General features: G+C 63.1%; 13 protein-coding genes. 4 read left to right on the top strand and 9 right to left on the bottom strand.

The genetic code is table 11. From position 1 onward, the window contains the following. Positions 1 to 10 precede the first annotated feature (10 nt). A complete protein-coding gene (locus H290_RS0121150; protein WP_028463486.1) occupies positions 11 to 601 on the bottom strand; it encodes a TIGR03086 family metal-binding protein in 591 nt (196 codons plus the stop codon). Between the two features lie 61 nt (positions 602 to 662). Between H290_RS0121150 and H290_RS0121145 the strand changes: the two genes are divergently transcribed. Next, positions 663 to 1,112 carry a MarR family winged helix-turn-helix transcriptional regulator gene (locus H290_RS0121145; RefSeq protein WP_020108834.1) on the top strand — a complete coding sequence of 150 codons (450 nt, stop codon included), beginning with the start codon at positions 663 to 665 and terminating at the stop codon, positions 1,110 to 1,112. 5 nt (positions 1,113 to 1,117) lie between these two features. On the opposite strand, the gene H290_RS0121140 is transcribed toward H290_RS0121145, so the two are convergent. The 5 genes from H290_RS0121140 to H290_RS0121120 form a co-directional block, all read right to left on the bottom strand. Continuing rightward, positions 1,118 to 1,615 carry a DUF4395 domain-containing protein gene (locus tag H290_RS0121140; RefSeq protein WP_020108833.1) on the bottom strand — a complete coding sequence of 166 codons (498 nt, stop codon included), beginning with the start codon at positions 1,613 to 1,615 and terminating at the stop codon, positions 1,118 to 1,120. A gap of 155 nt (positions 1,616 to 1,770) precedes the next feature. After that, a complete protein-coding gene (locus H290_RS29420; RefSeq protein ID WP_020108832.1) occupies positions 1,771 to 3,234 on the bottom strand; it encodes an MFS transporter in 1,464 nt (487 codons plus the stop codon). Beyond that, on the bottom strand, positions 3,231 to 3,449 hold the full coding sequence (locus H290_RS0121130; RefSeq protein ID WP_020108831.1) for a hypothetical protein: 219 nt from the start codon (positions 3,447 to 3,449) through the stop codon (positions 3,231 to 3,233). Before H290_RS0121130 ends, H290_RS29420 begins: the two co-directional genes overlap by 4 nt. A 53-nt stretch (positions 3,450 to 3,502) precedes the next feature. Next, a complete protein-coding gene (locus tag H290_RS29415; RefSeq protein WP_020108830.1) occupies positions 3,503 to 4,615 on the bottom strand; it encodes an acyl-CoA desaturase in 1,113 nt (370 codons plus the stop codon). Between the two features lie 46 nt (positions 4,616 to 4,661). Beyond that, a complete protein-coding gene (locus H290_RS0121120; protein ID WP_020108829.1) occupies positions 4,662 to 5,744 on the bottom strand; it encodes a ferredoxin reductase in 1,083 nt (360 codons plus the stop codon). A gap of 159 nt (positions 5,745 to 5,903) precedes the next feature. On the opposite strand from H290_RS0121120, the gene H290_RS0121115 reads away from it, so the two are divergent. Together H290_RS0121115 and H290_RS0121110 are read left to right on the top strand one after the other, a co-directional pair. Next, on the top strand, positions 5,904 to 6,620 hold the full coding sequence (locus H290_RS0121115) for a TetR family transcriptional regulator (RefSeq protein ID WP_155976971.1): 717 nt from the start codon (positions 5,904 to 5,906) through the stop codon (positions 6,618 to 6,620). A gap of 213 nt (positions 6,621 to 6,833) precedes the next feature. Further along, a complete protein-coding gene (locus H290_RS0121110) occupies positions 6,834 to 7,598 on the top strand; it encodes an SIMPL domain-containing protein (RefSeq protein WP_369758838.1) in 765 nt (254 codons plus the stop codon). Between the two features lie 29 nt (positions 7,599 to 7,627). Here the strand turns inward: H290_RS0121110 and H290_RS0121105 are convergent, their stop codons facing one another. Next, positions 7,628 to 9,034, bottom strand: coding sequence for a carotenoid oxygenase family protein (locus H290_RS0121105; RefSeq protein ID WP_028463485.1), 1,407 nt, complete (start codon positions 9,032 to 9,034; stop codon positions 7,628 to 7,630). A 127-nt stretch (positions 9,035 to 9,161) separates the two neighbouring features. On the opposite strand from H290_RS0121105, the gene H290_RS0121100 reads away from it, so the two are divergent. Next, positions 9,162 to 10,844 carry an alkaline phosphatase D family protein gene (locus tag H290_RS0121100; protein ID WP_020108825.1) on the top strand — a complete coding sequence of 561 codons (1,683 nt, stop codon included), beginning with the start codon at positions 9,162 to 9,164 and terminating at the stop codon, positions 10,842 to 10,844. Positions 10,845 to 11,015: 171 nt separating this feature from the next. Here the strand turns inward: H290_RS0121100 and H290_RS0121095 are convergent, their stop codons facing one another. Continuing rightward, positions 11,016 to 11,219, bottom strand: coding sequence for a cold-shock protein (locus tag H290_RS0121095; RefSeq protein WP_020108824.1), 204 nt, complete (start codon positions 11,217 to 11,219; stop codon positions 11,016 to 11,018). 343 nt (positions 11,220 to 11,562) lie between these two features. Continuing rightward, on the bottom strand, positions 11,563 to 13,164 hold the full coding sequence (locus tag H290_RS0121090) for a GMC oxidoreductase (protein WP_028463484.1): 1,602 nt from the start codon (positions 13,162 to 13,164) through the stop codon (positions 11,563 to 11,565). Positions 13,165 to 13,210 lie beyond the last annotated feature (46 nt).

The following is a 13,210-nucleotide window of genomic DNA, read 5'->3' as shown; positions in this document are numbered from 1 at the left end:
ATACTCAGGTCTATGGCCACTGCGGTGAGCGCCCGAGCAGTGCCAGTGTCCGGTCCAGGCCGGTCGCGTTGGCAGGCGGTTCGGTGCGTGGCCCGAACGGGGAGCCGGGCAGGCTGCGGTCGTCGGCATCCGGAACTTGCTCGGCGATCTGCAGCGCCAGATCTGTCAGCTCCTCGTCGGGGTCGATGTCTTGTCCAATGGTTCGCGCAACGTCCCAGGCATGCACCAGGGAGTCGACCAGATGCATGGCGATCGCTTGTGAGCCGATGAATGTCTGATCGCGGGACAGTTCCGGCAATGCGAACTGTCGATGCATGACGCCGGATTCGGCGAATGCCGCGGTCACCACGGTGGCCGATTTCAGGTAGTCGCCGACTGGATCGTCGCGCTGCGTTCCGGTGATCCAGAGTGCGTCGTCCTGTCCGATGCCGGCGGCGGCTGCGGCGAAACCATTGTTCTGCACGGTCATGTGGTCCAGGAGTTCGGCCAGATTCCACTCGGCGCATGGGGTTTTCCTGGTCAGCTGGTCGGGTGTGATGGGTTGTGCCGCATCAACGGTGAGTTGCACGGCTTGGGCGTGAAGTATTTGAATGGTATTCATAAGCACAAGCATATCGTATGCACACTGCTTATTAATAGGTCTGACGCGATAGTTTGAGGACATGAACGAACAGGCGCGACCAGATCTGGCAGCGATGTTGTTTCCCGTGGTCCGAGCCCTGATCGAGATCGAGGAGCCGATCCTGGCCGAAAACGACCTGTCGATGTGGGCGTACTCGGTGTTACTGGAACTCGGAGAAGGGCCGGTCCGGACCCAACAGGCGTTGGCGGCGGCAATCGGCGCGGACAAATCGCGCTTGATTCCCATCTTGGACAATCTCCAAGGGCGGGGGATGATCACGCGCCGACCTGACCCGTCCGACCGTCGCGTCCGGCTGGTGGCCCTGAACGCGGAGGGGCAGAAGATCCGCGATCGGACCCAGTCCGCCATTCAGCGCGCGGAAGGAACGATACTGGCGCCGCTGACCCCGGGGGAACGGCAGGACTTCATTCGGATGGCGCGCGTCCTGCACAAATCCGTTCTGGCCCCGGCGGATCCGATCCCTGAGTGACCGGGTTACCGGCTGACGGGGTTGCCTGCTGACGGGGTGCGCAGCGAGATGTTGTTGCAGGCCTCGCAGACGCTCTCCGGGATCACGCCGGCGCGCTGCAAGAAGCCGAAGATGGTGCAGCCCAGGCAGAAGCCGAAAACGGATTCCAGCAGGGCCGCGACCACGAGTAGTCCGGTCACGATCTGGGCCGCGAGACCGAAGCCGAGCAGTGAGAGGACCAGTGCGGAACCGCTGAACACCAGCCCGATCGTCTGGGCGAAGCGTTTCGGTGGGCCGGGGACAAGCTTGGTCTTCTTGATGAGGTGCGGAACGATGACGCGCACGGACAGCTGCCCGAACGGCGAGAGTTTGGGGCCCGAGGCCACCCGCAGGGCAAACCCGATCGCCAGCAGCGCGTACACGATGGGGTCGTTGACCACGATCGCCACCACGGCGAGCACAACGACCAGGCCCGCGGTCGATCGCGCGGCGTAGTCGTTGACCGGGTTCGGAAAAGTCAGCACGACCCCCAGGCTACGCACCGGTCACCGGCACCCCAACACTTGGACCCACCGCGCCCCAAACCCGATGATGTGCCGTTTTGGCGGCCTGGGCGGAGACGAAGCCGAAGGCAGAGCTCGACCCGTGTGACCGTTCGCCACAAGGGCACATCATCGGGTTAGACGGGGTTGGATTCTTCCAGTTCGGCGAGGCGTTCTTGTTCCTCGGCGTGCTTTTTGACGGCACCGAGACCCGGGAGCAAGAAGCTTGCCGCGGCACAGAGTGCGTAACCACAGATCGGGACCCAGGCTGCGATCGACAAGGCGTGCAGAAGCTCTGGCTGGGTGTAGGTACCGGCTTCTCCGAAGAAGAGGACGCCGGTGACGGCCACACCCACGGCCCCGCCTACCTGGGCAAACGTGTTCAACGTGCCCGAGGCCGCGCCGGAGTCGGCCACATTCACCGTGGACAACGCGATGTCGAGGAGGGGAACCAGCATGATGGTCAGGCCGAGGCCTGCCAGGGCCATCGGGATCACGGTGTCCCAGCTCGAAAAGTCTGCGTCGGCGGATCGGATCACCAGGATGGTCCACGCGGTGCCCGAACTCATCATGATGCCGCCGATCAACGGCAGTGTGCGTCCGAGCCGGGTGGTCAGGGCGGCTCCGATACCGGCGGCAACCATTGCTCCGATGCTGAATGGAAGGGTCATCGCACCTGCCGTGATCGCTTCGAATCCGAGGCCGACCTGCACATAGATCGCGAGGATCAGGAAGAACGACGTAATCGAGCCCTGAAACAGGAACTGGATGGCCGAGCCGCCGACAAACCCGCGGTTGCTGAACAGGCGGAGCGGGATCAGAGCACTGCCCTCAGCGGTGCGGCGGCGCTGCTGGAAGACAAAGGCCGTCAATACCACCGGAGACAGGGCCATCAGGACGAACGACCACGTGGGCCAGCCCAGCTGCCTGCCCTCGATCAGTGGATAGACGAGCAGCAGGACGCCACCGACGGCGAGCACAACTCCGACGAGGTCGAGATTGGTGACCGTCTCGGACCTGGTGTCGGGGATCAGGAACCAGCCGGCAACAGCGATGACGATGCCGATCGGGACGTTGATGAAGAAGATCGCCCGCCACTCGCCGCCCAACGGGTTGTCGGTGACCAGCCAGCCGCCGAGAACCGGGCCGATCACCGCAGCCATCGCGGTGATCGTGCCGAGGATCGCGAAAACCGGCGCGCGCTCCTTGGGGCGGTAGAGGACCTGCACGTTGGCCAAGACTTGCGGAATCATCAGTCCGGCGAAGAAACCTTGGAGTACCCGGGAGGCCACGAGGATTTCGCCGGTTTGTGAGGTGGATGCCAGGACCGATGCCAGTGTGAAGCCGACGATTCCGATGAGGAAGACCTTCTGGCGGCCATAGCGATCACCGAGGCGTCCGGCGGTGATGAGGACACCGGCGAACGCGAGCACGTAGCCGCCGACCAGCCATTCGATCTGTGCGGGTGTGGCGTCGAGGTCCTCGCGGATGGAAGGGATCGCCACATTGACGATCGTCACGTCCATGAGATCCATGAACATTGCGAAGGCGAGGATCGCCATCGCGATGTTGCGCCGGGGGTAGACCGCCGGCGCAGTCATCTGGCGTCCGGATCTTCTGCGTGATCGGTCTCGTCGAGGCGCGCGCGCTTGGCTGCCTCACGCATCTCGATGCCGTCGGTGACCAGGTCGCCGATCTCCCGGGTGACGTCGATGACGGCTCCGGTGATGATCGACACGATCCGCCCGACCCGGTGGGCGGTCTGCTCGATCAACTCCTGGGCGATGTCTTTGTTGCGTTCGAACTGCGAGACCATGAGGGCCTTCCGTGTCGATGCCGGTATCGCCCAATTCGTCGGATGATTCGGTGTCAGGCGGCAACTTTCGCTTCGACTTTAACACTGAACTGCTGCTCGTCCGACACCCACGAGTTGGGGAGCGAGAGCCGCGCGATCTTCCGCCAGGTCGACCCGATCTGGTGGCTGAAACTGCCGGTGTTGTAAGGCAATCCGTAGCGCTCGCAGAGCTCGCGGACCTCCCCGGCAATCTGCGGGTAGCGGTTGGCCGGGATATCCGGGAACAGGTGGTGTTCGATCTGGTGGGAGAGGTTGCCGCTCATGATGTGGAACAGCGGCGTGCCGGTGATGTTCGCCGACCCCAGCATCTGCCGCAGGTACCACTGGCCGCGGGTCTCGTCCTTGGTCTCATCCTTGGTGAAAGTTTGCACACCAGAAGGGAAATGGCCGCAGAAGATGATCGAGAACGTCCACAGGTTGCGGGCGAGGTTGGCGCCGGCATTGCCAACCAGGGTGCTGACGAAAAACGGTCCGGTGAGAGCGGGAAAGATCACGTAGTCCTTGAGGACCTGACGGCTGGCCTTGCGCCACATGCCCTTCACGATTCCCTTGACATCGGTCCACTTGCGTTTCCCGCTCAGGAGATTCTCGGTCTCGAGGTCGTGCAGCATCACGCCCCACTCGAACAGCACCATCAACGCGCTGGCCCACGCCAGGTTGCCGAGGTAGTAGGGGTTCCACTTCTGGTCGCGGTCCATGCGCAGGATGCCGTAGCCGATGTCGCGGTCCTGGCCGACGATGTTGGTGAACGTGTGGTGCATGTAGTTGTGGCTGTGGCGCCACTGATCGGCGGGGCAGACTGTGTCCCACTCGAATTCGCGTGAGTTCAGGTCGGGCTCGCGCATCCAGTCATATTGGCCGTGCATGACGTTGTGCCCGATTTCCATGTTGTCGAGGATCTTCGAGACGCTCAGTGCCCCAACACCCGCGAGCCAGGCCGGTGGGATGAACGGGAAGTACATCAGCGCGCGCCCGGCGACCTCCAGCGCGCGCTGCGTCTTGATGATCGAGTAGATGTATTCGCGATCGGCATCGCCGAGGTCGGCGACGACCCGGGCGCGCAATGCGTCGAGTTCGCGGCCGAGTTCTTCGACCTGATCATGGGTGAGGACGAGTTCGTTTGTCATGGTGACTCCTAAATGGTGTCGGGAGGGACCGGGCCGGCGTCGTGCGTCAGATGTCGATGACGCAGTCGCCGACCGGCTTGCTGATGCACAGCTGGATGTGCTGGTCGGATTCGGCATCGGTGTCGCCGGTGAGGATGTTCTTGGTCAGTCCGGATCGTTTGATCGCGGTGCAAGAGAAGCAGATACCCATGCGGCAGCCGAATTCCGGCTGCAGGCCCGCACTTTCGGCCTGTTGGAGAATGGATGCACCGTTGTTGGGAGCATCCGTGCCACTGGCTGCGAAGGTGAGCTGTCCGTGTGCGGGGGCGTCATCGTCGGCGGCCGGTGGGATCAGCACGAACTGCTCGGTGTGCAGATTGTCGAGCGCGCCGATCTCTGTCAGATGCTCGCGCACGCTGCTGTGCAGTGCGGACGGGCCGCACAGGAACACCGGGGTGGACGGCATCGTGGCGCCCGGTAGGTGATCGGGCCGAAAATGTTCTGACGACGACGCCGCGCCCGCCAGGCGGGTGTAGTGGGTGTCGATGTTCCATTCGGGGTGGTCGGCGGCGAGTGAATCGAGTTCACGCGCGTACGGATGATCGGCGGTGTTGCGGGCGTAGTGGATGAAGTCGACATGGCCGCGGTAGTTCTCGGCGACCAGGGTCCGCAACATTGAGAGCACAGGTGTAATGCCGCTGCCGCCGCTGATGAAGATCATCCGGCCGGGTCGCTCGGTGGGCATCGTGAACGTTCCGGCAGCAGGGGTGAGTCCGAGGACATCTCCGGGCCGGGTGTTGTCGCGCAGATGCCGGGAAACGAAGCCGTCGTCATGCGCGGTCACAGTCAGTTCGATGTGCTCGCGATCGGTGGCACTGCCTGCCGGTGAATAGCAGCGGGTGTGCCGAACACCGTTGATCACCGTGCTGAGCTGGACGAATTGACCGGCGTCGAATCCGGTCCACTGTCGCGTCGGGCGCAGTAGCAGTGTCACCGAACGGTCTGAGCGATGCGTCACGGTGATCACCTCGGCGCGCAGGTCGGTCCACGTGATTCGGGGGTCGACCAGTTCGAGGTAGCGATCGACCGGGTGGGGGGTCAGGGCGGCTTCGACTACCGAGCCGAGGATCTTCGAAATAGTTCTCGCCATGCTCGCGTCCTTTCATTCAGTGCACGAGTGTTCACTAACATTGTGGCACCACATCACCCCCCGCAGTCAAGGGTTGATAGGGGAAGTTTGTGTAACGCCCACCACGTTCCGGGGACGACGTTGCGGACGTCGCTGGTGTACGGACGTACACTGAGCGGCGTGTCGCGGAGTTCCAAACACCACAGTCCGAGCATCCAGACCGGTGCTCGGCGTGGTTCTGCGTCATCTGAGCGCGTCGCCGAGGTGACTCGGACCCGTGCGGAGCAGAAAAGCCGGACACGGCAGGCGTTGCTCGACGAGACGCTCGAATTGGTGGGTGAACGTAGCTTCGGGTCGATCAGCCTGCGAGAAGTGACCAAGCGGGCCGGGATCGTGCCGACCGCCTTCTACCGGCACTTTGCCTCGATGGAAGAGGTCGGCGTCACGCTGGTCGAGGACGCGATGCGGACCCTGCGCCGGATGTTGCGCGACGGTCGTCGCGACCTGGCCGCTCGCGCCGCAGTCCCCACCGCGAAGGAATCCCTGGCCGTGGTCGTCCGGCAGGCACGCGCCAACGAATCGCAGTTCCGATTCCTGGTCCGGGAGCAGTACGGGGGTATCACCGAGGTTCGCCGGGCCATCGACACCGAGCTCAAGCTGCTGTCGCGTGAGTTGGCCATCGACCTGTCCCGGATTCCCGAGTTGGCCGACTGGCCCCCCGATGATCTCGAGATCGCCGGAGACCTGATCGTCACCGTGATGCTCCACGCCGTCGCCGAGCTGGTGGAACTCGATCCGCGAAACACCCGCGAAGAAGAAGAGCTGATCCGCCGGACGGAAAAGCAGATCGTCATCACATTCTTGGGAATGGGCGCGTGGCGCCCGTCCGACACGTGACATCACCCGTCTGATGTCTGACCTGTTGTTGTCTGACCTGCCGACGGGGTGCAGTCGGAGCGGGGGGCCGCAGGACTCCGGAACCGGTTACCTGGTGCGGCAATTGGCTGGTCCCGACCGGGTCCGGCCGCGTGGCCGTCACGATGGCAACCACGCCGGATGACGGCAATTTCGAAGAAGCACGGCAATCCTCGATACAGTCGCCACGTGGATATCGCAGACCCTCGATCAATTGCCCGCCGGCGCGTGCTGAACCTTCGGAGCCGCCAGACCGTCCTTGCCGTCGCAGGTTCGGCGGTGTTGGTGCTCGGTCTTGCCGCATGCGGCGACGACAAGGTGTCGGATCCGGTGAATCAACGGTCGGTGACAGTCGTCGGCAGCGGCGAGGTCAAGGGTGCCCCCGACACACTGCGGGTCGACCTCGGAGTCGAGGCCACCGGCGACGATGTCTCGACCGCGATCAATGCGGCCAACGCACAGATCACTGCGGTGACCGATGCGGTGGTGAATGCTGGTGTGCCGCGGGAAGATGTACAGACCCAGCAGGTCACCGTTTCGCCGGATTACACCAGTCCGGCGCCGGGTGGCTCAAGCGAGATCTCGGGGTACCGGGCCACCAACTCGATCCGGGTGGACATCCACGATTTGGCGAAGGGCTCGGATGTGCTCAAGGCAGCGGTCGAGGCCGGCGGTGATGCGGTGCGGATCAGCAACGTGTCGTTTGTCATCGAAGACGATTCCGAACTTGTCTCGAACGCCAGGGAAGAAGCCTTCAACGACGCCCGTGGCCGGGCAGAGCAGTACGCGAATCTCGCCGGCGACGACCTCGGCGCCGTGCTGACGATCGACGAGACCACATCGGGACAGGCGGTTCCGATATCCGAGCAACAGCGATCGACCCTGGACAGCTCGGTTCCACTCGAACCGGGCCAACAGACGGTCAGCTTCTCGGTCACCGTGAAATTTCAGTTGAAGTAATCCAGGACTACTCCGTAGCGGATGGGCGTCTATCGCGGCGAGCCGGACATCCACGCGCCGTGTAGTCCGGCGGGAACTCTGATCGGCAGGTTCACCGAGCACAACGGGCCGGAGGCCGGATCGTCGGTGGGAAAGACGTAGAACGCAGACGTCATGGTCACACGGTCGGTGCCGATGGTGCCCCAGTAGCCGTGTGCCTCGCCCGACATGAATATCGGTTCTCCGACACTCACTGTTCCTGAGTCCCAATAGGTTTGGCGTCCGGTGGTCAGGTCGTCGAAGAAGAGGGTGTCGGTGCCGGCGTGCCCACCGGGGAGCTGTCCGGATGAGGCGATGGCATTGTGTGGCCGAGTGAGTGACCGGTCATCGATACGCGGGAACTCGACCATCGAATCGCTGAGCTTTGTGTGGGTGATCCGTCCGGTGGTGGGGTTGAGCAACGTCCGGGTGATGTCGGCGATGGGCGGCGCGGTCTCGACACCGAGATGTGTGGGTTCGTTCCACCGCACGTAATCGACTGCCACCTCACCGTTTTCGGTGTCGTACGCATTGGCGAAATGCCATACCCAGAACGGGTCGGCGTCTACCCACTTCACCGGCGAACCGTCGCGGGGGACCAGTGCGATCCGGGTTCCCAGCTCTGGAAGCCATTCCAGGGGTGACGAGCCGGTCGTGAACGAGGCGATGATGTCGAACTTCAGCGGGCACACGAAGATCACGACGTAGCGCTGGGTCAAGGCCATGTCATGGATCATCATCGGCATGTCAACACCGTCGATGGCGGTGGGCCGGCGCGTGCATTTGCCATCCGGGCCGACGACAGACCACCTCAGGTACGGCGCCTCGAACGCATAGTTGAACAGCAGCATCTCGCCGGTCGCAGGATCGATCTTCGGGTGCGCGGTGCTGCCGCCGAGCATTGCGCCGTCGCAGGATTCGATCCCGATGGTCGACAGATCGGCCGGGTCGAGCGCATACGGCCGCGTCGCTTCAGCCATCGCCAGCAGCCGGCCGCCGTGCTTGACGACGTGGATGTCCGGCATGTCGCGGCCGGTGTTCTCGGCACCGTCGAGATCGTCTTCATCGGGGAAGTACGGATCGAACAACCCCGACCACAACGCGCGACCGACCTCTTCTTCGGCGATCACGGCGGGTGTGCGGACAAAGCGGTTTCGATACGACACCGTGGATCCGTCGAAGTCGACCTGGTGGACCATCGCGTCGCCGTCGATCGGAAAGGTGTAACTGCCGATCGGATCGAATCGGGGATTGGGGCCGTTGCGAAGGTAACTCCCGACCAGATCTGCCGGCAGGTCACCGGTCACCGTCAGCCCGGTGACGTCGACATCTTTCCGTTGGGGCGCAAACAGTCCCGACAGATACGGGTGGTTTGCCATGTCGACAAGCGCGGGGTGGGTGTGCTGTGAAGGTGTCATGGTCGGCTCCGAATGTCAGCTGTCCAAGGCTTGCTGCACGAGGTTACTCGTGATGCTCAGACGTGGCAGGCGATGCAGTGGTCAGGAAACGGTGCGAAACCTGCCGAGAGGTGAAACCGTATGAGGGATGAGCATCAATTCCCCAGAGCTCGTTCTCGGGCCCATCCTCCGATATGTCGACACCTCACGAGCAACGATCTGGGTCGAAACCGACGGTGAATGCACCGTCGAGGTCCGGACGTCCACCGGCCCCAGCGGTGCGGAAAACACCTGGTCAGTGCACGGGCACCATTTTGCAATCGTGCAGTTGGTCGACCTTCCGTCCGGCGCTGTCGTGGACTACACGGTGTCGCTGACGTTGTCCGACACGTCGGCTTCGGAGGCATCCGCCGTGGTCAAAGCCGGAGGAACGCTGCGGACCGCGGCGCACGACGATGCACTGACCGTGGCCTTCGGATCGTGTCGTCGTGGAGATACCTACGACGCCGATCGACTCAAAGCGATCGGTGCCGACGGGCTGGCCGGGCTGGCCGCTCGGGTGAAGGAGCAGGATGCCGAGTCGTGGCCGCAACTGCTGCTGTTGCTCGGGGATCAGGTCTACGCCGATGATCCCTCGCCCGAAATCAAGACGAGACTGCGTGAACGGCGGGACGCGCAAAAGGACCCCGAACTGGGGGACGAGGTCTACGAGGAAATCTGCGATTTCGAGGAGTACACGTGGCTGTACAAAGAATCCTGGGGAGCCGAGCAGGTCAGCGGCCTGATGGCCAGCATTCCGAGCTGCATGATCCTTGACGACCACGACCTGCGCGATGACTGGAATTCGTCGCTGGACTGGCGGAAGGAAATGGAACAGAAGTCCTGGTGGCCCAGGCGAATTGTCGGTGCGTTCTCGTCGTATTGGATCTACCAACATCTGGGCAATCTGTCGCCGAGTGAACTGGAGAACGACGAGCTGTACCGCGCAGTGCGGTCGGCGGACACCGCAGAAGACCGGGAAAAGCTGCTCTCCGACTTTTCGCTGAAGGCCGACAGCGAACCGAGTTCAGCCCGCTGGAGTTACGTCCGGGATCTGGCCAACACCCGGATCATCATGGTCGACTCCCGGTGTTCCCGCGACCTGACGCCGGAGCGGCGAACGATGCTCGATGAGTCCGAATGGAATTGGCTACGTGAGCAGGCATTGACCACCGATGCCCGGCACATCGTTCTCGGAACATCTCTGCCGTATCTGATGCTGCCCGCGCTTCATCACCTCGAGCAATGGAATGAAGCTGTTGCACAAGGTGCTTGGGGTCGCCGATGGTCAAAGGTCGGGGAGAAGTTGCGCCTCGCACTCGACCTCGAGCACTGGGCTGCGTTCGGCAAATCCTTCGAAGACATGGCCGGACTCGTCGGCGAAGTGGTCAGCCGCCCGAAACCGCCGGCGAGCACGCTGTGGTTGTCCGGCGATGTGCACTGTTCCTACGTTGCGCAGGCGGATCTCGGCGAGCTCGTCCCGAACAACACCGCGCTGTATCAATTGACGATGTCACCGTTCCGCAACCCACTGGACTTGCCGATCCGCGTGGTCAATCGGCTCGCGACTCGGCGGCCTGTGGTCAGGTTCCTGCATTTCCTCGCACATAGGGCGGGTCTGAAGGATCACCCGATCACGTGGCAGGCAAAAGCCGGACCGTGGTTCGACAACGGCGTGATGTTGTTGCGACTGGAGGGTGAGACCGCGTCAGTTCGGGTTGAACACGCGCGGACCGGGCCGGGCGGTGCGCAGGAACTCCTACAGACACACGAGATGGCTCTCACACCCTGAGCCGACGTACCGGAGTCGACGGCCGGCAGCTCAACGGCGGTGGGAGCGAACCACTTTGGGTTGCCGAGCCGGCGAAGATCAGTAGGCTTGCTAGCGACCTTGCATATGCAAAAAAAGTGGGCGACCCGCGATTTCTCGCTGGTCGGCCCACTTCTTTGAAGTCAGGCGATCTTAGATCGCGGTCACTCCGGTGGCCTGGGGGCCCTTGGCGCCCTGACCGATCTCGAACTCGACTCGCTGGTTCTCCTCGAGGGTGCGGAAGCCGCCACCCTGGATCTCGGAGTAGTGAACGAAGACGTCATCCGAACCGCCGTCGGGAGCGATGAAGCCGAAGCCTTTTTCGCCGTTGAACCATTTCACAGTTCCCTGTGCCATATTAAAGTACTTCTCTCTTTTTTCCTGCAGAACGCATTAACACGCCCCTGGTACATAGTGTTGCACGGATTGGCCGAAACCGATAGCGCAACGACGAACTTTAATGTGAAGTCTTTCCGTGCGCGGCGCTGACCAGCGATTATACCGAAATGTGGCGGGTTGATTCCCTGGCACGAACGTGCAGATTCCCGGAATTGGGACAGCGCAGGCCTGGATCGGTGCGGATCCAGGCCCACGCGGTGCCCCGCGGCAGGATGGCATGCCGGGTTACTGATGATGATGTGCAACAAGGATTTTCGGGAGTCCGCTTGGGCGTGAACCCTGCCGTCCGGTAATGAATGACTTAGATGACGGTGCCGACATCCTCGCGGACGAGGTGGTCCATCGCGCGTTCGGCAACGGCGGCGATGGTCATCGACGGGTTGCACGCCCCGGAGTTGCCCGGCATCAGTGCCCCGTCGAGGACGTAGAGGCCCTTCTGTCCATGGACGCGGCCTTCGAGGTCGCAGACCGTACCCATGCTCGCGCCGCCGAGGGGATGCCAGGTGGAGGGGAATATGAGGTTGGTGTCGGTCAGCACGCTCCCGGCACCGGCGATCTTCTGCACGGCGGGTCCGATATGGCCGTTCTGGATGGCTGCGTCCCCGTCCTTGGGCCAGCGCAAGGTCGCGTTGTCGGTGGCCGCGTCGTAGGCGAAGCGACCGCGGGAGCTGCTGACGCCGAAGCCGACCATCACCGTGGTCCGTGCATCCACCGCCAGACTGGGTATCGACGCCTGAATCACGGTGTACGCCGACGTCGGACTGTTCCAGTTGCGGCTGCCGTAGACCACCGGTCCGCCCTGAGGCGTGCCGAATCCGGACGCCGGTTTGGTCCACAGGTAGATGCGGTCACCGTTGGAGCCCCAGTTGCCGCCGAGTTCGTCGGGCATGTCCCCGATCGCGCCCTTGCCGGCCGCCCGCATCAGCAGGTTCGTGGTGTTCATGCATCCCGCAGCCATGATCAGTGCGTTTGTCGTCAGGATCTTGTTTTCCAGCACCGTGCCGTCGGTATCGGTGCGTTCGACGTGCAGTCGCCACCGGCCGTCGTTGGTCCGTTCGACATCGATGACTTCGTGGAGGGTGTGCAGGGTGGCCAGGCCCGTGGCCTCGGCAGCGGCGACGTAGGTGACATCGACCGAGTGCTTACCGCCGTTGTTGACACCCAGTGAGCCGTCACCGTTGGTGTACGACGGCTTCATCTTGCCGCGGAGCTCGTCGAGTGCGTAGTTCCAGTCGATCGGCATCGGGATCTTCGACACCGGGAAACCCGCCCGCTTTGCGCTCTCGGCAAACATCCTGGGGGCCTGGTAGTTGGGTGTCGCGATCAACTCGTCGGGTGCCACCTGGAGTTGCAGCATCTTTGCCACGCGCGGGTAATGGACCCGGTCCATCGTCTTCCAGTCGAGGGCTTCGGGAAAGTTGGCGTTGAAGACGGCCTCTTCGGGCTGCAGTGTCATTCCCTGGTAGACAAGGGATCCGCCGCCGACCCCGGCCGCGCACAGGGCTGTCATGTTTTCGCCGATCACGGCTTCGATCAAGCCGGCGTATGGCTCGAACACAGCCGGCTTGCCGAACAGCTGTGGAGCACCCTTGTGCCAGAGCATGCGTTTGTCCGGAGCCGTGGCGACGGGGAACGTGGTGGAGTTGGGCCCGGTCGGCCACCGCCGGCCACGCTCGAGAATGGTCACCGGTACGCCCGCTTCGGTCAGGCGTAGGGCAGCCACGCCGCCCCCGAAGCCGGAACCGATCACGATGACGCGGTGGTCTTCGCGAGTCACGGGTGTGCGTGCGGCGGGTGTGCGTGACTTCGGAGTGGATTTCGCTTGTGCAACTGTGGAACTCGCTGCGGCCACCCCGGCCGCGGCAGCTCCTGCCAAAAATGCACGACGTTTTATTGCAGACAACATAGCCCCCAGGTTTGATGTGCTTCATCGACCGAGAAACATCCTT

The sequence above is a fragment of the Nocardia sp. 348MFTsu5.1 genome, from assembly GCF_000383535.1.
In the GTDB taxonomy this organism is placed as follows: Bacteria; Actinomycetota; Actinomycetes; order Mycobacteriales; family Mycobacteriaceae; genus Williamsia; species Williamsia faeni.
This window is presented reverse-complemented; position numbering and strand designations above follow the sequence as displayed.